The 18,144-nt window shown below is 44.8% G+C and carries 18 protein-coding genes; 6 read left to right on the forward strand and 12 right to left on the reverse strand.

Features of this window, described 5'->3' with window-relative positions:
• Nucleotides 1–206 precede the first annotated feature (206 nt).
• Both IGJ12_RS11555 and IGJ12_RS11560 read left to right on the forward strand, forming a co-directional pair.
• Nucleotides 207–515: a DUF5960 family protein gene (locus IGJ12_RS11555; protein ID WP_008378984.1), complete on the forward strand. Its 309-nt coding sequence runs from the start codon at nt 207–209 to the stop codon at nt 513–515.
• Nucleotides 516–646: 131 nt separating this feature from the next.
• Nucleotides 647–853: a hypothetical protein gene (locus IGJ12_RS11560; RefSeq protein WP_008378986.1), complete on the forward strand. Its 207-nt coding sequence runs from the start codon at nt 647–649 to the stop codon at nt 851–853.
• A gap of 143 nt (nt 854–996) precedes the next feature.
• Here IGJ12_RS11560 and IGJ12_RS11565 read toward each other — a convergent pair whose 3' ends face one another.
• Both IGJ12_RS11565 and pepV read right to left on the reverse strand, forming a co-directional pair.
• Complete coding sequence (locus IGJ12_RS11565) at nt 997–1,290, reverse strand: hypothetical protein (RefSeq protein ID WP_016613595.1); 294 nt, start codon at nt 1,288–1,290, stop codon at nt 997–999.
• 220 nt (nt 1,291–1,510) lie between these two features.
• Complete coding sequence (gene pepV / locus IGJ12_RS11570) at nt 1,511–2,935, reverse strand: dipeptidase PepV (RefSeq protein WP_008378990.1); 1,425 nt, start codon at nt 2,933–2,935, stop codon at nt 1,511–1,513.
• Nucleotides 2,936–3,094: 159 nt separating this feature from the next.
• Here pepV and IGJ12_RS11575 point away from each other — a divergent pair, with 159 nt between their 5' ends.
• Nucleotides 3,095–3,931 (forward strand): NAD(P)H-hydrate dehydratase, encoded by an 837-nt coding sequence (locus tag IGJ12_RS11575; RefSeq protein ID WP_034878454.1) that lies wholly within the window; start codon nt 3,095–3,097, stop codon nt 3,929–3,931.
• A gap of 74 nt (nt 3,932–4,005) precedes the next feature.
• Here the strand turns inward: IGJ12_RS11575 and IGJ12_RS11580 are convergent, their stop codons facing one another.
• The 9 genes from IGJ12_RS11580 to IGJ12_RS11620 all read right to left on the reverse strand — a co-directional run bounded on the left by IGJ12_RS11580 (nt 4,006) and on the right by IGJ12_RS11620 (nt 15,253).
• Nucleotides 4,006–6,060 (reverse strand): beta-galactosidase, encoded by a 2,055-nt coding sequence (locus IGJ12_RS11580; protein WP_430619053.1) that lies wholly within the window; start codon nt 6,058–6,060, stop codon nt 4,006–4,008.
• Nucleotides 6,057–8,294 (reverse strand): alpha-galactosidase, encoded by a 2,238-nt coding sequence (locus tag IGJ12_RS11585; RefSeq protein WP_430617302.1) that lies wholly within the window; start codon nt 8,292–8,294, stop codon nt 6,057–6,059. The genes IGJ12_RS11580 and IGJ12_RS11585 overlap by 4 nt, the downstream gene beginning before the upstream one ends.
• Before the next feature lie 8 nt (nt 8,295–8,302).
• Nucleotides 8,303–8,770: a hypothetical protein gene (locus IGJ12_RS11590; protein WP_086373180.1), complete on the reverse strand. Its 468-nt coding sequence runs from the start codon at nt 8,768–8,770 to the stop codon at nt 8,303–8,305.
• Nucleotides 8,771–8,823: 53 nt separating this feature from the next.
• Nucleotides 8,824–10,158 carry a PTS sugar transporter subunit IIC gene (locus IGJ12_RS11595; RefSeq protein WP_015509292.1) on the reverse strand — a complete coding sequence of 445 codons (1,335 nt, stop codon included), beginning with the start codon at nt 10,156–10,158 and terminating at the stop codon, nt 8,824–8,826.
• Nucleotides 10,159–10,257: 99 nt separating this feature from the next.
• Entirely contained in the window at nt 10,258–11,292 is a 1,035-nt protein-coding gene (locus IGJ12_RS11600; RefSeq protein WP_429967278.1) for a LacI family DNA-binding transcriptional regulator, read from the reverse strand.
• Nucleotides 11,293–11,433: 141 nt separating this feature from the next.
• Complete coding sequence (locus IGJ12_RS11605) at nt 11,434–12,036, reverse strand: hypothetical protein (protein ID WP_429967279.1); 603 nt, start codon at nt 12,034–12,036, stop codon at nt 11,434–11,436.
• On the reverse strand, nt 12,033–12,893 hold the full coding sequence (locus IGJ12_RS11610) for a carbohydrate ABC transporter permease (RefSeq protein WP_005225484.1): 861 nt from the start codon (nt 12,891–12,893) through the stop codon (nt 12,033–12,035). Before IGJ12_RS11610 ends, IGJ12_RS11605 begins: the two co-directional genes overlap by 4 nt.
• Nucleotides 12,893–13,804 (reverse strand): carbohydrate ABC transporter permease, encoded by a 912-nt coding sequence (locus tag IGJ12_RS11615; protein ID WP_005234717.1) that lies wholly within the window; start codon nt 13,802–13,804, stop codon nt 12,893–12,895. The genes IGJ12_RS11610 and IGJ12_RS11615 overlap by 1 nt, the downstream gene beginning before the upstream one ends.
• Before the next feature lie 132 nt (nt 13,805–13,936).
• Nucleotides 13,937–15,253, reverse strand: a complete 1,317-nt coding sequence (locus IGJ12_RS11620) for an ABC transporter substrate-binding protein (protein WP_008379010.1) — start codon at nt 15,251–15,253, stop codon at nt 13,937–13,939.
• Between the two features lie 242 nt (nt 15,254–15,495).
• Here IGJ12_RS11620 and IGJ12_RS11625 point away from each other — a divergent pair, with 242 nt between their 5' ends.
• Nucleotides 15,496–15,999 carry an isochorismatase family cysteine hydrolase gene (locus IGJ12_RS11625; RefSeq protein ID WP_086332574.1) on the forward strand — a complete coding sequence of 168 codons (504 nt, stop codon included), beginning with the start codon at nt 15,496–15,498 and terminating at the stop codon, nt 15,997–15,999.
• A gap of 70 nt (nt 16,000–16,069) precedes the next feature.
• Here the strand turns inward: IGJ12_RS11625 and IGJ12_RS11630 are convergent, their stop codons facing one another.
• Entirely contained in the window at nt 16,070–16,354 is a 285-nt protein-coding gene (locus tag IGJ12_RS11630; RefSeq protein WP_005234711.1) for a hypothetical protein, read from the reverse strand.
• A 288-nt stretch (nt 16,355–16,642) separates the two neighbouring features.
• Here IGJ12_RS11630 and IGJ12_RS11635 point away from each other — a divergent pair, with 288 nt between their 5' ends.
• Nucleotides 16,643–17,776 carry an alcohol dehydrogenase catalytic domain-containing protein gene (locus tag IGJ12_RS11635; protein WP_086299276.1) on the forward strand — a complete coding sequence of 378 codons (1,134 nt, stop codon included), beginning with the start codon at nt 16,643–16,645 and terminating at the stop codon, nt 17,774–17,776.
• Between the two features lie 19 nt (nt 17,777–17,795).
• Nucleotides 17,796–18,140, forward strand: coding sequence for a YrhK family protein (locus tag IGJ12_RS11640; RefSeq protein WP_430619054.1), 345 nt, complete (start codon nt 17,796–17,798; stop codon nt 18,138–18,140).
• Nucleotides 18,141–18,144: the final 4 nt, after the last annotated feature.

An 18,144-nucleotide genomic window follows, 5' to 3' on the forward strand; every position in this document is an offset into this window, starting at 1 on the left:
CATCGGTAAAGCGTGCCTGTAATCGTGCAAAGCGTTCATAATCCATGGTATCTGCTCCTTTTTGATTCCTTCTTTTCTCTAGTGTAGCAAATTTCTTGTTAGCAAAACATCTTTTTCATAGAGAACTCCCCCTGTTTCCTCGTTTGGTGATTTTCCACTTTACAAATAGAACAAACGTTCGTATAATTCAAGTGAGGTGAATGCGTATGCCAGCTGCAAAAATCGCTTATGCAAAACAAGAAACCTATGCATTTGAAAAACACTATTATGAATTGGTAAACTTTCCCACACCAGTGGCGCTTTTGTTTGATGAATTCGCATTGACGATGGAGCGCAATCAAAAATCATATATTGCGATCCCCGCGCGCTATTCCGTCTTAAAGGTTCCGCTCGTCTTTGTTTTTCGACTAGAGACTAAGGATGCGCCTGTTTATTATTATGAGCACGTACTTGCTGAAAATAAGATCATTCGCCGCTACAACCCCGAGCGTAACTATTTGCCCGGCGGAAGATAGACCAATGGTCCCCACCCCCGTTTACTGTACCAAGCGGCTGCTCTCTCCTCATGAAAATCACTGAGCAGCAGTTCGAATGTTTGTCATCAAAACAAAACCCCTCTATACTAAAAAGAAAGGGGTTTTTCACAATGACGAAAAAACCGCCGCAAACGTCTGAAGAAAAAGAAGCCGCTTCTAACAATATGGGATTGGGGATCGGTGTCGGAATGGCCTTAGGTGCTGCATTTGGGATGCTGTTTTTTGACAACCTGGCATTAGGCATGGGTTTAGGCATCGCACTAGGTGTAGCGATCGGTGCCGGCATGGATCAAAAAAGCAACAAAGACAAGAAATAGCTGAATCAAAGAGCTGTGTTTATCTGTCACAGCTTGCTGCCGAGTAAATACCCAAAAAGCCTAGGTTCTGCACTTGTTGTACAGGACCTAGGCTTTTTTGCTACTTCGAGCAATATTCTCGAAAGCAGCTGCTTCACAGTTGGTTACAGCAGATTTCTTTTCGCCATTTCCGCGCGATACAGTTCATAGACCGCATCACTTTGCTTTGCATGGCTGCGGTAAAAGAGCCCATAAGAGAAAATCGCTTGGAAATTGCTTCCTTGATTTGCTCGTGCTACAGCGTGGTACAAATTCGCCAATTGCTGATCAGACATCTTCCCGCTTTTGATTCGTTTGGCAACTGCTTTTTGGGAAAGGGTAAATAAAACCGTCGTAAATATTTGATAAACCACCCAAATCGCCAGAATAACCAAAATAAATTTCACCAAATCAGGCATCACTTTTCAACTCCTTACAAAAAGTAAATCATTCGGATGATTTGATGTCAATAATAAAATAACCCAACGAAAATAAAATATTTATTTTCTAAAGTAATAAAATAACAGTACGACAATGATTAAAACAATCAGTCGTACTGCTATTCCTTTATTGCCTCTATTCATCTAAGTATCAATAAATCGACTCCGCTAAAAAAGAATAGACGGTATCAATGTCTCTTTATTTCGCCAAACGGTAGATAGCATCTGCATAGATCACCGCTGCGTTGAATAGGTCATCCAAGCTCATGAATTCATTGGCTTGGTGCATGGTATCAACATAGCCTGGGAACATTGCGCCATAGGCAACGCCGCGTTTCAATAGACGGCCGTATGTGCCGCCGCCGATGATTTGTTCAAAGCCTTTTTCGCCGGTATGTTCTTCATAAACCGCCAATAAAGTTTCTACCAATGGATCATCTGCTGGCACGTAGTGAGGTTCCATGTTGCGGTCATTGCGAGTAACGGTGGCCCCTTCCATACCGACGGTGCGTTCCACACCGATTTCAAGTCCTTCCGCAGTTACCCCTTTAGGATAACGGAAGTTCAAGGCGATAAAGTTGTCTGCTTGCGTTCCTGCTTGGTTCGCTTTAAAAGCAAACAAGCCAGCATTCATAGTTAATTTACCCATTTTTTCGTCTTCGTACGCCACACCTAATTTTTCACCGTAGAAATCTTCATGGACATAGGCTGCTGCTGCATGGATGAATTGTTTTGCGCCGCCGCCAAAGGCATAGTTATCTAAGAAGACAGCTAAGAAGGTTCCCGCATTGATTCCTGATTGTGGGCTGGCACCATGGGCACCTTTACCGACTAATTCGATCGTCACTTGTTCATTTTCTGTTTCAATTGTGCCCGTCACTGGATTGGCTTCAACGTAATCGAAAAAGGCTTTTTCGATCGCTAATGCTTCTTCTGTTGATGGAGCAATGAAGCTTGCCGTTGCCGTTCCTGGTACCATATTTTCTCGCAAGCCAGCAGTGAAGCTTTGCAGCGTGAAGTCTCCTTCATTGTTGCCTTGGAAATGGATCCCTAATGTCACATTTCCTTTTTCTCCATTGATGATTGGGAAATTGGCATCTGGCGAGAAGCCAAAATCAGGCTTTTCTTCATGCTCAAAGTAGTAATCCATATCTGCCCAGCCGCTTTCTTCATCAGAACCAACGACAAAACGGATTTTTTTCGATAATGGCAAGCCCAATTCTTTAATGATTTTCATCCCATAATAGGCGGCCATTGAAGGACCTTTATCATCAGAAGAACCACGAGCATAGATTTTGTTGTCATTGATGACTGGATCATAAGGATCGGTTGACCAGCCGTCACCTGCAGGAACAACATCCATGTGACCGAAGATCCCTAATGTTTCGTCTCCTTCACCAAATTCGATGTGACCAGCGTAATTATCGACGTTTTTGACTGTGAAGCCATCACGTTCGCCATAAGCTAGCATGTGTAGCAACGCATCACGAGGTCCAGGACCAAATGGCGCGTCCGCAGTCACTTTATCATCTTCTCTTTCACTTTTCACTTTCAATAGATCAATCAAGTCGTTCAGCAAATCGTCTTTGCGGGCTTCGACCTCTTTTTTCCAATCGATTGTCATAGTGTTCCCTCCATTTCTGTTCTCGCTATTTATGATAACACTCTTAAACCAAAAAAGGAAAAAAAATTGCGCCTTTTTCCATGGGTCTTTTCTATGAAATTTCTAGGAAACAGGTATAATAAATATAACTCGATTTTGATTAACGAAAGGAGTCATTGCATGGAGCAACTTGATTCTGCGATTTTATCCAAAGTGATCCAACAGCGCCCGACAAAAAGCCACAAAGGTACCTTTGGCCGGGCCGTTTTAGTAGGGGGCAACCGCCAATTCGGTGGGGCGATCTTAATGGCGGCGCAAGCCTGTGTATATGGGGGAACTGGTTTGACCACTGTGATCTCCGATGGCGTCAACCGAACCGCCCTGCACGCCCGCTTGCCTGAAGCGATGTTTGTCGATTGGCAGCAAACAGAACTGATCGATACGGTCACCGAATCGGCGGACGTCCTACTGATTGGTCCCGGATTAGGAGAAGGAAAAAGCAATTTTGATCTGCTGCAGCGGATCGTTTCTGCCCAAAAAGAACACCAATGGTTGGTGATCGATGGTTCGGCGATCAATTTGGCTGCCAAATATCCGCTGATCATCCCCTTTCCTGAACAAGTCGTCTTCACGCCGCATCAGATGGAATGGCAACGGCTCAGCGGACTGGCAATTGCCGACCAGACCGAAGAAAACAATCAGCAAGCCCAACAAAAACTCGGAAGTCTGGTGGTCTTAAAAAGCCATCGCACGCAAATTTACGGTAGCAGCATCGCCCAAAATCCCCTAGGAACACCCGCAATGGCGACTGGTGGGATGGGTGATACGCTGGCAGGCATGATTACCAGCTTTTTGGCACAGTTTGAAAAAACAGAGGAAACGATCCACGCGGCTGTCTATCTCCATAGCCTGATTGGCGAAGCCTTGGCAAAAGAGCACTATGTCGTGTTGCCGACACAAATCAGTGCCGCATTGCCTCAATGGATGAAAAAGCACCAAGCAGCCGATCCAGAATGATTTCTGATAAACCATTCATCAAAAAAACGTCCCTTTCTGCATTTGTCGAAAGGGACGTTTTTTCCAATGGTCAGCTAATTGTTAAAATAAACCACTCGCACTTCATACGGCGCCAAGGTTGCTGTTTGAGGGACTGCTTGATTGGTCTCTAAATCAACGACTTCTTTGATCAAGTGTAGTGTCTGCTCTTTCTCAGAAAAATTCATGATGAAAAAGTACGTTCGTTCTGGACTGATCCTGCCTTGGATCGAGACTGCAGGATTGGCATGCGCGATCCTTTCCTCTGCCAAGGACAGCTCACGGACCAAAGAGGCATAAAACTGTTCGAAAAAGTCATAGTTGGTGCGAGCCGCCAGATAGTAGGCGGTGCCTGCACCAAAGGTATGTTTGGTGATCGCAGGTGTTCCTTGGTAAAAATCCGCTTGATACACCCCTAGTACCTCCGCTGTTTCGGCTTCGATGATTGCAGAATAGTCCCGTGTTTCAAAGGGCTGTCCTTGAAAAACCACTTGATTGTGTTCAGTGTCAAAAAGAGTTTCCAGCTCCAGCACGTTGATGCCTAATAACCCTCGCAACGGCTGTGGCAAGCCCCCCAGATACAACAGGTCGGTTTCATTGACCATGCCGCTAAAGTAACTGGAAATCAAGGTACCACCAGCTTCCGTGTACTGGCAAAGTTTTGCCATCGTCTCCGAGGTCATCAAGTAAAGCATCGGAGCGATCACCAACCGATAGTCAGAAAAATCTTGCTCTGGCGTCAAAATATCGACAGCGATGTCTTGTTCCCAGAAATAACGATAATGCTCCTGCAACGTTTGCGGATACCGTCTGGTTGGTCGACCAAACCCGCCGCCTCGCTTCAATGCCCAGTTGCTTTCCCAGTCAAAAAGGATCGCCACTGCTTTTTTTCTTGTGGTTCCTTGAATCTCTTTGATTTTTTCCAAGCGCTTGCCGTAAGCCGCAACTTCTTTGAAGACCCTATTCTCCGTGGAATCATCATGTCCCACGACTGCCCCATGGAATTTTTCTGAATTGCCGCGGGATTGGCGCCATTGAAAATACAAGGTACTATCTGAGCCGTGAGCGATCTGCTGCATGGCACTCAACTGATGGACACCAGGCTTTTTCGCTTTATTGAAGGAATGCCAGTTAACAAAACTCGGCGTGCATTCCATCACTAAAAAGGGCTGTTTCTTCAAAGACCAGTACTGGTCATGCACATAGGCAGATTTCATTGCTGTCGCTGTCAAAGATTCAAAGTTGTTGTTCCAATCAGGGTAACTATCCCAGCTAACGATGTCCACATGACGAGCAAACTTGCTGTAGTCAATGCCTTCCAAAGGAATAAAGTCTTGGGTAGCATGTCCTTCCGCCATAAAATTCGTCGTCACAGGAATGTCCGGTGTCAGTTGGCGAATCGGCGTACATTCATGCAAATAAAAATCGATCGTCCTATCTGTAACAAATCGTTTCCAATCAAGATCCATGCCATGCACTTTGTGTTCTCCTAGAGGCGAAGGCGGTAAAACCTGCGACCAATCGGAGTACGTACCACTCCAAAAAGAAGTCCACCAGGCATGATTCAACGTGGCTAAATCACCATATTTCTTTTGCAGCCAACTGCGCCAGTTTTCTTGACAATAGGAGCAAAAGCATTCCCCAGAGTACTCATTGGAGATATGCCACATGGCTAATGCCGGATGCTTGCCGTAACGTTTTGCCAACTGCTGATTGATTTGCGTTACCTTTTCCCGATAGATCGGTGAAGAGTAACAATGATTGTGGCGAAACCCATGGGTATGTTTTTGCCCTTGGGCGTTGGTCCGATTGACTTCGGGATACTTTTGGCTCAACCATTGCGGACGCCCACCGCTAGGAGTGGCTAAAATGACTTTGCCGCCGATGCCATGGATCTTATCAAACACACGATCCAACCAGTCAAACTGATAAACGCCTTCTTGCGGCTCTAAGGCACTCCAAGCAAACACCCCTAATGTGACGGTGTTGACATGGGCTTGCTGCATATAAGCAAGATCCTTTTGCAAGATTTCTGGATAAGCCAGCCATTGATCGGGGTTGTAATCCCCGCCATGCATAAACTGCTGATCAAACAATTGATTGCTCATCATTCTGCTCCTTTTTTGGCATGTAAATGGTATACAAATGATTGAAAATCGCCAGTGACTTGCGCCGTTCCATGGTTGACGGCATTAAACTGATAGGGTTTACGCAACCCTAATTGCCTTAACAGCTGACCAGAGACGGGTTCGCCATTGACCTGATACACCTGTTGGCCATCGAGAAAGGCTGCGGGCAAAAAGTCTTCCGCCGTCGGATTGGCTTGTGCCAACACGCGAAAGAAAGCAACCAATGCTTCTTCATTTTGCGGATCATACACCGCCCAAGTTTTTTCATTGGCATGTTCCAACTGCTGCAGCTGATAAAAAGTACCAAAGGTCAGCAATTGCCGCTGCTTTTTATAAAAAACGATTTGGGATTTGATCGCCTGCTTTTCAGCTTCAGACAAGTGAAAGAGATCGAGTTCATACCCCAATGGCCCAAACATTGCGACGGTTTGCCGAAAGGCTAAAGAAGTTGCCCGGCCGACTTGGTGGTTTGGTACCGCCGACACGTGATTGCTGAAGGAGGACAACGGATACCCTAGCAACGTTCCACTTTGGATGGCTAAACGTTCCACTGCATCACTATCATCACTAGGCCAAATCTGCGGACTGTAAAACAAGATCCCCAAATCGTATCTGCCCCCGCCGCCAGCACAGCCTTCAATCAAAAGGGTCGGAAACGCCGCTAAGATTTTTTCATATAAGCGATAAAGGCCTAAAATATAACGATGATAAAACTCCGTCTGAGAAATTCCCTGTTCCGCTAAGTAAGGAGAGTAAGCTTCCGTGATATTGCGGTTCATATCCCATTTGATGTAATCCAGCTTGGTTTCAAGGATCACTTTTTGCATCGCTTCGAAAATTGCCTCGACCACTGCTGGATTGGCAAAATCCAACACGTATTGCCCGCGCCCCACAGAGATCCGCTCATAAGGATGCTTGACTACCCACTCAGGATGCTCTTGGTACAACTGACTATCTGGCGAAACCATTTCCGGTTCAAACCAAATCCCCAGCTGCAGCTGCATGGCATGAATTTTCTCAGCAAAAGAGCCGATTCCTTTTGGAAATTTGGCAGGGTCCGCCACCCAATCGCCTAATGAACTGCGGTCGTTGTTACGTTTTCCAAACCAACCATCATCCAGCACAAAGCACTCCATCCCTAACGCCTTGCTTTCTTGGGCTAAGGTCAACAGCTTCTCTTCATTAAAATCAAAATAAGTCGCTTCCCAGTTATTAAAGACGATCGGCCGCTGCCGCTTTTGCCAATAAGGGGCAATCACATGCTTTTCGATAAATTGGGCGGATTCTTGACTCAAACCATTCAGGCCAGCAGCGGTGAAGGTGAAGAGACATTCCGGCGCTTCAAAGGTTTCTCCTTGTGAAAGCTGCCAGCTGAAATGTTCAGGATGTATCCCCAACATCAATCGAACGTTGTCCCATTCATCCATTTCTGCTTGCGCCAAAAAGTTACCAGAATAAATCAGGTTGGCACCGTAGACGTGACCAGTGTCATTGGTGGCTTGCTGTTCTTTTAAGGCGACAAAAGGATTGTGCTGATGACCAGACGCTCCTTTTAACGAGCCAACACTGATCGTCCCTTGGGTCAAAGGGACCGTCTTGATATGCCGTTCTTTCAGCCATGCGCCTGAAAGATGCAGCAGTTCAAAATCGCGATTTTTCAGCTCCAAGACACCACTCAAAAAGCGCTGGATGGTTCTAGGCTTGCTTCCCGTATTGGTCAGTGTCTGCTGCCTCGTGATGGTTCCTGATCCTTTGAAGATCGTATAGGTGATCGCCATTTCCAGCTGTCGCTCTTGATCTACTAATTCAAAGACGATGCTTTGGCTTTCATCGGCAGCCGCGAAGCTGGCTGGTTGCGCCAGCTTTCGTTCTTTGCCCTCAAAACAGTGAAAAGCCACAAGTTTAAAATCAACATAAAGTGGGGTTTCTTCCTCAAAAACCGACACTACCCCTTCTCGAAAATCAGAAGTCCCATACGTTGGCAATTCTTGAAAACGGTCTGCCAAGGTAAAAAGATTGTCTGCTTCAAAAAATTTGACGGTTCCTGCCGATTTATTCTCTTTTTTCTCAAGGTACGCTTGATCAAACGGCGCCAGTGTGCCTAGAGATGGCCCAAAATAGATATGACCCAGTTGCTGATTTGGTAACACATTTATGATATAACTGATTTTTTCATTGTATAAGTGAAAGAGTTGTTCGTTCTTTATTTCTATCATTGCTATCCTCAATTTTCCCCATTTTTTTCATTTGTCCCTGCTCGTTGACAAGCTGCTTCAAGATAACGCAAGCGTTTTTTGACACCACGATTGAAAAAGAATTTGTAAAACAGCGCCGCCAACATAAAGCTGTAGGTTGTTTTCTGCTGCTCAAAACGGCTTTGTTCCGAATACGTGACTTGCAGCTTCCCTTTTCGTCCTGGAGCAAAACTATACCGTTGATCGATCACTCCTTCTTCATGGGTCGTACAAAGCCACAGCGCATCCGCGGCAATTTTTTTGACCGTCATAACGGCTGGTACCATCCGCGGAGCGGTTTTGGTTTGAATCATCGTTTCAATACGGCAACCTTCCCCGAACGGTTCTTGGGCTTGTTTGGCTCGAAAGAATTTCTCTTGTTCCGCCAATAACACACTGGAAAAATCCGTAGATGTGGTATTCATTTGATAACTACAAGACAATGTATCGGTTCTCATCACAAATTCCTTTCTAAAGGGTGCGCGTATTGCATTCCTTTCCGTTTCTGGGCTTATCTTTCTTCTACCCTTTGATTGATCGTCTCAGATGTCGCTTGTTCATTTAATGCCGCTTCCGCTTTTTCTTCTTTCAAGTAGCCGCGATCCATTACGATCAAGAATGGCACCCAGATCAAGGTCATTACGGCAACCGTCACTAACTGTAAGATTGCGCCGGCAACAGAACCCGTGCCTAACCAACCAGATAAGAAGACCGGGGTCGTCCAAACCACCGTTGCTCCGATTGGTCGTGGCACCAAGCCTGCGGCAATCGCAAAGTAAGAGATCGTCGTACTAGCTAATGGCGCTAAGATCCATGGGACAAAAGCGATCGGGTTCAGGACGATAGGCAAACCAAAGGTCATCGGTTCAGATACGTTGAAAACAGATGGCGCGATCACGGTCTTCATTAATTTTTTCATCCGAATCGAACGAGCGATAAAGAAGGCCATCGTAATCGAGATCCCCAACTGCATTCCTTGATTGACGAACACGCCCATAAACGTAGTGTTAATGATATGGGGCAGTTGTTCAGCTCCCGCTTTGTAGGCTTCATAGTTTTCGATCGCTAACGCATTCATGATTGGATCGATCACCGCATTGACCACCAAGGTACCGTGAATCCCAAACCACCAGAAGAATTGGGTGAACAAGACGGCAATCAGTACTGCTGGCAACGTACCGCCCAAGCCCATTAATGGTTTTTGCAGAATCTCATAAACGAAATCAACGGCATTGCCCCATGAAGTAAAGGTGAACAAGTAGCGGATCAAATTGAAAAGGAACAACGGTGCCGCCCCAGGAATGATGGCGACAAATGATTCTGCGATCATTGGCGGAACCGAATCTGGCATTTTGATCGTCAGCCCAGCCGCACTGATTTTGCAATAGATCTGCGTAGCGATAATGGCCGTGATGATTCCGACAAACATTCCCTCAGCCCCTAATTTCGACAAGGGGATCACTGTACCTAACTCTTCGGATGAGCCAAAAGGCAGCAGCATCAAAAACGAAGACAGTGAGATGGCACCCGCAAATAATTTGGCTTGTCCATATTTGCCAGCCAACTGATAGCCGATCCCAAAAACAACGAAAATAGCGGTGATACTCATGGTCGCATTTCCGATAGGACCAAAAAAGTCGTTTAGAAACGTGATGAATCCCTCTGGAAGTTTTTCCGAGAGTCCGAAAGTAGCAGGCAGATTTTGAATAATAATCATAATTGACGCAAACATTGTCGCAGGAAAAGCGACCATAAACCCATCACGCAGACTTAACAAGTATTTGTTGTTGGCAATGATCTGAGCAAAAGGCACCATCTTTTCGGCTAATTTATCAATAAACTTCATTTCGTTTTCTCCTTTATTTTTAACTGTAAACGTTTACTACAATCAGTATAGTTGTTTAGTTAATGTTTACACAACCCCTAAAATAAAAAAGATCAGACGTCACTGATCTTTTTCGGCAATCGATTCTCTAATGATCAATTCACTGCCACAAACGACGCGAACCGGCATCGTCCGCACCCCAAGGATTTTATTTTTCGCTAATTCGACACTCATCTGTCCCATCTCTTCGGCTTTCATCTTGACGGAGGACAGTGCGGGCGTCATAAATTGCGCCATTTCGATATCATCAAAACTAACGACTGACACATCTTTAGGAATCAATAGCCCCGCTTCAGCGAGTGCCTTGTAAACCCCGACTGCCATAGGATCGCTGGCAACGACGATCGCTGTGGGGCGAGGATTCATTTGCGCGATCTGCTGACCAAAATGCAACCCAGTCTCCGGTGACCATTTCCCCTGCAGCACGGTTGTGAACTTTTCCAATTTGTTGAGCAGCATCCATTGGCGGTAGTTTTCTGCTCGAATCTCTTGTTCATCGTAAACGACTTCGCCAGAAATCGTCACTCGGCTGGCAACACCGCCAACAAAGGCGATATGCTCATGGCCCTTCTCTTTTAACATCGTGAGGATCTGGTGGGTCTTTTGGGCAAAATCGGTTTGGATGCAATCGTAGCTGGGTGCTTCACTATAATTATCCACGAGGATAATATTGGCATTTTGCTGACTGATCTCTGCCAAAGCATCGCTGGTCATCTCTCCAATAATAATGACTGCGCCATACTTCGCCAATTGTGCCAAATCTTTTTGAGGCTCCCGCATGGAAAAGGCCCGAATCGTTTTTAAGCGCCACTTCGCCGCTTCCTTTTCGATCCCATTGCGGATCATCATAAAGTACGGATCGTTTCTTTCCGACTCTCGATCGTGGCGGGTAATGATGGCAATCGTGTTTTGGTCGCCGACTTCACGGGAATGGGGCTGATTTTTTTCTTTTGAATAGTTCATTTGGTTAGCGATCTCAATGACTCGTTGCCGCGTGTGTTCATTGATACTGAAGGTTTCATCATTGTTAAGGATTCTAGAAACACTTGCTACCGACACCCCGGCTAATTTCGCGATATCTCTCATACTTGCCATAGCTGCACCTCATCTGTTTACTGTTTACTAAATTTACATTCAGCATAGGCATAATTTTTGGCCCTGTCAACCTTCTTTTCACAAAAAAACCGAAACTCCTTAGCTTTTCACTAAGGAAGTTTCGGGATACCCATTTGTTTTCTATTTGAGCGCTTGGTCACAGAGCACGACATTGACTAAATACAAGGTGCTGATTCCTAAGACCAATAAGTAGACTGGACCAAACAGCAAAAAGGTCAAGACAAGCGTCACTGTTGCTAAAAGATGCGCCAGTACTCGTTTGGGTGAACGAGCAAACTGATAAAAACTATAAAACAATGAGCTGGGCTGCTGCGGATAGGTGTGAAGCAGACTCGTTTGATAAAGTAAGACCAAGCAAAACAAGCCAAAGGTGAACGCTAACGCGTAACTAGCGATCTGAAACAGCGGGTGCTGCAAACGGCTAAAGATAAAGCTGTCCGCCAAAAGCAGCAGGAAGAATAGACTGAGCAAACGGTCTTGCCCTTTTCTTGTTGTCCACTGTTGATGAAATGCCTGCTGAAAACGAGCTTTGCTGCTTGCCTCCAAGCCATCGTTCCGCAGTTCCGTCAACGTCTCGATCAATGCTCGACTAGCGGTGGTACTGGTGATCAAAGGCAAGGAATACAACAGCCACATGCCTTGTAAAACCAGTAAATGCGGAAGCCAGTTGATGCCAGTCAACAGCGCTTGGTTCAAGCGTTGCGGGGTAACTTTTGTTCTCATCCTTTGGAACCTCCCGTCAGATCCATTCCCTCAATAAAGTAGCGTTGTGCGAGGAAGAATAGCAAGATCGTCGGCAATAGCACAAGCGTTGCTCCTGCCATCAAGTAGTTCCATTGGGTCGTTGATTGGTTTTGGAAGACTTGCAGGCCAATCTGCAGCGTGTACTTTTCTTGATTTTGAATATACAGTAATGGTCCTAAGAAATCATTCCACGCCCCATTGAAGGAGTTGATGGCAATCGTGATCAGCGCGGGTTTCGTCAATGGGATCATTAGATGGCTCCAAATATAAAGATGATTGGCGCCATCGATCTTAGCGGCTTCGATCAATTCATTGTTGACGGACAAGTAAAACTGCCGCATCAAGAAAATGTTAAAGGCGTTGCCGAAAAACGCTGGAACGATCAGCGGCAGATAGGTGCCAACCCAGCCGATTTTGGAAAACAAGACATACTGCGGGATCATCGTCACAAAGCCAGGAATCATCATCGTAGACAAGACGAGGGCAAAGATCAGATTTTTTCCTGGAAAGGCCAATTTTGCAAACCCATAAGCAATGAAGGAATTTGATAAGACATTCCCGAAGACCACTAAGACGGTAATGAATAAGGTGTTTTTTGCATACTGCCAAAATGGAAAGGCGTTGATAGTCTCCAAATAATTGCCAAGATTGATTTCTTCTGGGAAAAAGGTCGGCGGGTAGCGCACGATCTCCTCCATCGGTTTCAATGACGTAAAGACCATCCACAGCAACGGGATCAGCAGCACGATCCCGATGATCGACATCACCACATAGCTGATGATTTTTTTGACTCGCTGTTGGCTTGATTTGCTTCGTGTTTTTGTCGTCATTTCCATTAGCTGCCACCTCCGGTATAGTGAACCCAGCGTGGTGCCAGCTTGAGATTGATAAAGGTCAAGACTAAGACGATCAAGAACAAGATCATCGACATGGCCATCGCATAGCCCATATCAAAGGCGACGAAGGCTTTGTTCCACATATGCAAATTATAGAAGAGCAGCGAATTTGCAGGACCGCCGGTACCATTTTTGGTCATCACGTATGCTTCTTGGAAAATTTGAAAAGAACCGATCGTTGAAGTAATCACATCATAGAAGATGATTGGCGTGATCAAAGGGATCGTAATATTTTTGAATTTCGCCCAGACTCCCGCCCCATCGATCTCAGCCGATTCATACAGCGTCGGTGAAATATTTTGCAAGGTAGCTAGATACAAGAGCATCGCGCCCCCCGAACTCCAAATCTTCATCAAAATCAACGCTGGTTTCGTCCATTCGGGATCAAACAGCCACGCTGGACCTTTGATATTGAACCAGCTCAAGAAGGTATTGATCAATCCTGCGGAAGGAGATAATAATTGCATCCATAAGACGTAGACGGCAACCCCTGAAAGGATCGCTGGCAAGTAAAAGGTCGTTCGGAAAAAACTGATTCCGCGGATTTTTTGATTCAATAACGTGGCTAGAAAGACACTGAACAACGTGGTTAAGGGAACATTGAAGAGTACAAAATACGCCGTGTTATAGAGAGATTTCCAAAACAGGGTATCTTGCGTAAACATGCGGGTAAAGTTCTTAAAGCCGATAAAATTCATTTTCGAAGTCAGATTGTAATCGGTAAAGCTTCCTACGAAGGAAAACAGCATGGGCCCTAACATAAACACCACGAACCCAAGCAAAAATGGTGCTACGAAGAAGTAGCCCCAAAGAGCTTCTTGCCGTTTACTTTTTGAACGCTTCTTTGGCATTCCTTCCACTCCATTCTATTTTTACTCATTGTTTGTTCAAGAAAACATGTCCGCTTCGCAAAGCAGAAAGCAAAGCCCAGTCCGCTAACCGACTGGACTTTCCTTCTTTTTTAAAAACGCTCGTTTTGAAATTTATTTGTTTTGCTCAACGAGATCTTCGACCGCTTTTTGCGCATCTGCCAACCCTTCAGCCGGTGTTTTGCTGCCCAGCATGATTTGGTCGATCTGTTCATTGACAAGACTGCTGAAATCAGGAGCTGTCAATGGTACAGGTGTGATCACCGTATTGGCAAAGTTTTCATCTGCCATTTGGTAGATCATTTGGCCGTTTTCATCTAGATTGTCGTTGTTGACCAAGTTTTCGTTGGCTGTTCGATTCGCCATGATATCAAAGCTTTTCTCACCAAATTTCTCTTGAACTTCTGGTGTCGACAAGTATTTGATAAACTCATAGGACGCTTCAGGATCTTTGGCTCCGTATGGCACTTCTAAGACGAACCCGCCACCCCATGACCAGTGACCAGAACCACTTTCTTTTTCAGGAATTTGAATGACCCCAAATTCAAAGTCATCCGGTGCATTTTCCGCTAAACTTGAGTAGTAGTTGATGTTTTGCGCACGCATCGCCACTAATCCAGAAATGAATGGATCGGCAACACCTGAACCAAATTCAGCTTCTAACCGATTGATGGTATCTTGACCATAATACTCTTGCCAGTCTAAGATCCATTCCAACGCTTCCACTTTGTTGTCTGTATCGATTTTGACGTTCTCATCCTTGTCAAACCAGCTGACGCCATCGTCGGCATTCAAGGCCCACACATCGGCGCCTAAATTCCACAATGGGTAAAAACCGATCCGCTCAAAGTCATCACCGTTTTTGACATCTAATTTACGAGCAACTGTTTCTAACTCCTCCCACGTTTGGGGCAGTTGCTCTTCACTGATACCTGCCTCTTTAAAGAGTGTCTTGTTGTAGAAAATCACTTGCGTATCTGTATTGAAAGGAACAGCATACGCATCCCCTTCATACTCCACCGTATCCCATAATTGCGGATAAAATTCATCAGAAAAGCCTTCTTCGATATACTCGCTTAAATTTGTTGCTTGCTGCGCTTCTGCCCGCTGAGCAACAGAATTAATATCTTGTACAATAACATCAGGCGGATTACCAGCAGTGATCGACGACAGTGATTTTGTCCAAATATCGCCCCAAGGCTGGTAGCTGTATTTGACCTCGATTTTATCTTGTGACGCATTAAAATCATCAATAATTTCTTCAATTACTTCTTGTCTTGCACCAGACCCCCAGAAGGACCAAAAATCCAACGTCGTTTTGCCATCTGCTGACTCATTCCCCGAGGAATCAGCGGTTTCGCTATTGCCACATCCTGCCGCCAGTACACCAACTGAAAAAAGCAAAGTCCCCATATAAAATAACTTTCTCATTTAACCTAACCTACTTTCATTTATTTTTAATGTACTATTTAAAAGCTATCACTACTTCTTCTTTTCAGCAAACAAAAAGCATCGTTATTCGAATAAAAAAATAACATTTTTACCGTTTCACGATAAGAAGAGCGTTTTCTTTGAAAATTTAAAAAAAGTGGGGCATCATAGAAATAGCACCTATTTTTCAACCTCTCGTTAGATCATTTGAAAAACGATGTTTATAGAAAGGGAGTAACCACATGCTAGTCATTGTCGATATGCAAAACCAAATTCTCGATGAAGCGAACGAAGCGTATGTGCCAGATAGCGCCGCTCTCGTCAAACGAATCGCCAAGCGCCTAGAACAAGCGCGGGTGAATGGGGAGTACATCTTACACACCCGCGACATCCCAATCGAAGTCAAAGGAACGCCTGATGAAGAAGCCGCTGCCCTGCAGCTTATCCCAGAACTTAAGCCTCTCGAAAATGAAAAAGTCGTCAAGAAATACTATTACAGTATTCCACCTGAAGTCTTGATCGACATCAAGAAAAATCTATTTAAGCCTGAAGAAGAAAAGAAAATCGAAATCACCGGTGTTGAAACCAACATCTGCGTCCTTTCCAATACGATCGAGATCCAAAGCGCCTTTCCTGACGCTGATTTCACCATCAATAAAACATTAGTCGCCGGTAAAAATCACGAGTCGCAAGGACTCGACATCTTACGAGACTTCAATGTCCAAATCATTGATGGAACAAAATAAACCAATGACCAATAAATAACGAAAGCTCCCTGTTCAAGGAACAGAGAGCTTTTTCAATTTAATTATTCATTCAATTCATTGAGCCATCTAATAGCTCGGTCGGAATTTCAATCCGAACCTCATTTTCTGTCTGACAGTTTGGACATACGAAGGTTCCTTCGATGGCTTCCTTCACTTCCCCGTAAGTATAATGAATAGCGATTTCATCTTCTGCCAATTCATTCGTTTCCAACGGTGGTACCATGGTTAATTGCCCCTCGCTGTCTTCTTGTAAATGAACGACTAGCTTCCCATCAAAGTTTTCATTGCAATTGGTGCAGGAAGCTTTTCCTCGAATCGTTAGATCCATGATCATCCCTCCTCATTTCTTGTCACTGGTTGATGCAGGTTCCAGTAGATACTCGTAACACATGCATGCTTCACTTTAATAGTGTCACGCTTTCACTTTTTTAGCAAATCATCTGTTTTTCTTTTTTTAAACCATTGATGAAGAAAAATCCTAATCAACCGTTTTGAGCGTTTTCGTTGTCAAATCGTTAAAATCCTTGCAGAATTAACTTATCTGTTACTGAAAAGTAAAAACATGTTGTTGGAAAAATTAGTGATTGTCCGAACTTATCTGAACAAACAAGGAGGAAAAATGATGCAAGCAGTAACCTGGCAAGGAAATCAAAAAATGGACGTTCGCCGTGTAGAAGATCCAACGATTTTAGAACCGACGGATGCGATCATCCGAATCACCGCAACTGCAATCTGCGGCTCTGATCTCCACCTTTACCACCATGGCGGCTCGGTTTTGGAAGAAGGCTATGTCGTTGGTCACGAACCAATGGGTATTGTCGAAGAAGTCGGCAGTCAAATACAGAAACTAAAAAAAGGCGACCGCGTCGTCATCCCTTTCAATATCGGTTGCGGTCACTGCCACTTTTGCCAAAATGAGATGGAAAGTCAATGCGACAATTCTTCAGAAGATACATTGTATGGCGGCTTATTCGGTTTTGGAAAAATGAACGGCAACCACTGGGGCGGTCAAGCCGAATTCTTGCGCGTACCGTTCGCAGATTTCACCTCGTTTATCGTACCTGAATCAACGATCCCTGATGAAAAAGTATTGTTTTTATCTGACATCTTACCTACAGCATATTGGAGCGTCCAAAATGCCGGCGTCAAAAAAGATGATACCGTGATCGTCTTAGGCTCAGGACCAGTTGGCTTGTTTGCGCAAAAATTTGCTGTGATGGCAGGCGCTAAGCGGGTGATTGCCGTGGACCCTGTTGCTCATCGCCTAGAAAAAGCCAGCAGCTACAATCAAGTCGAAACATTCCAATTGGATGATCTGGCTACTAGTGCCGATGAATTGTATGAGCTGACCAAAGGTGGCGCTGATGTGATCATCGACTGTGTTGGGATGGATGGTTTAGAACCCGTCAAAGAAAAAGCCAAAAATCTAGTCAGCTTGCAAAGTGGAACAATCTCACCGATCCAGATGGCCGCCAAGGCAGTCAAAAAATTTGGTACCGTCCAAATCACTGGCGTTTACATGACACCTGCTTCTTCTTATCCATTGCAAGAATTCTTTATGCGCAACATTGATGTCAAACACGGGCAAGCACCTGTGATCCATTTGATGCCAAAAATTTATGATATGATCGCGGACGGTTTGTTTGACCCGTCACAGATCATCACCCACACGATGCCTTTAGCAGATGCTGCCAAAGCGTATGAGATTTTTGACAAAAAAGAAGACAAGAACATCAAAGTTGTCTTGAAACCTTAGCACAAATAAAGGAGCAGTGATGGCACCTATGCCAAAAATCAAACGGAGTGAACATCATTTCGATCCTGGAAAAGAAGAAGATGTGATCATCAAGGCAAGTCGCTTTCGCATCTACTTTCAAAATCGCTACATGTTGATCTCACTTACGAATGATATTTTGACGGGCTTGTTTTATATTTTCGGGAGTATCGTTTCATTAACTAGCTTACCTGCGATTTACGGAACGATCGCCTATTTGATCGGCGGTGTCTTTTTGACCATTCGCCCGCTGATTAAAATCGTTCGCCATGTCTATATCTATAATGATCGCAATCAAGAAGGCGAGAAAGAAAAAGATGTCACCATCACCGACGATGAAAGTTGATGGG

The sequence above is a fragment of the Enterococcus sp. DIV0802b genome, assembly GCF_050543535.1.
GTDB lineage: Bacteria > Bacillota > Bacilli > Lactobacillales > Enterococcaceae > Enterococcus_D > Enterococcus_D entomosocium.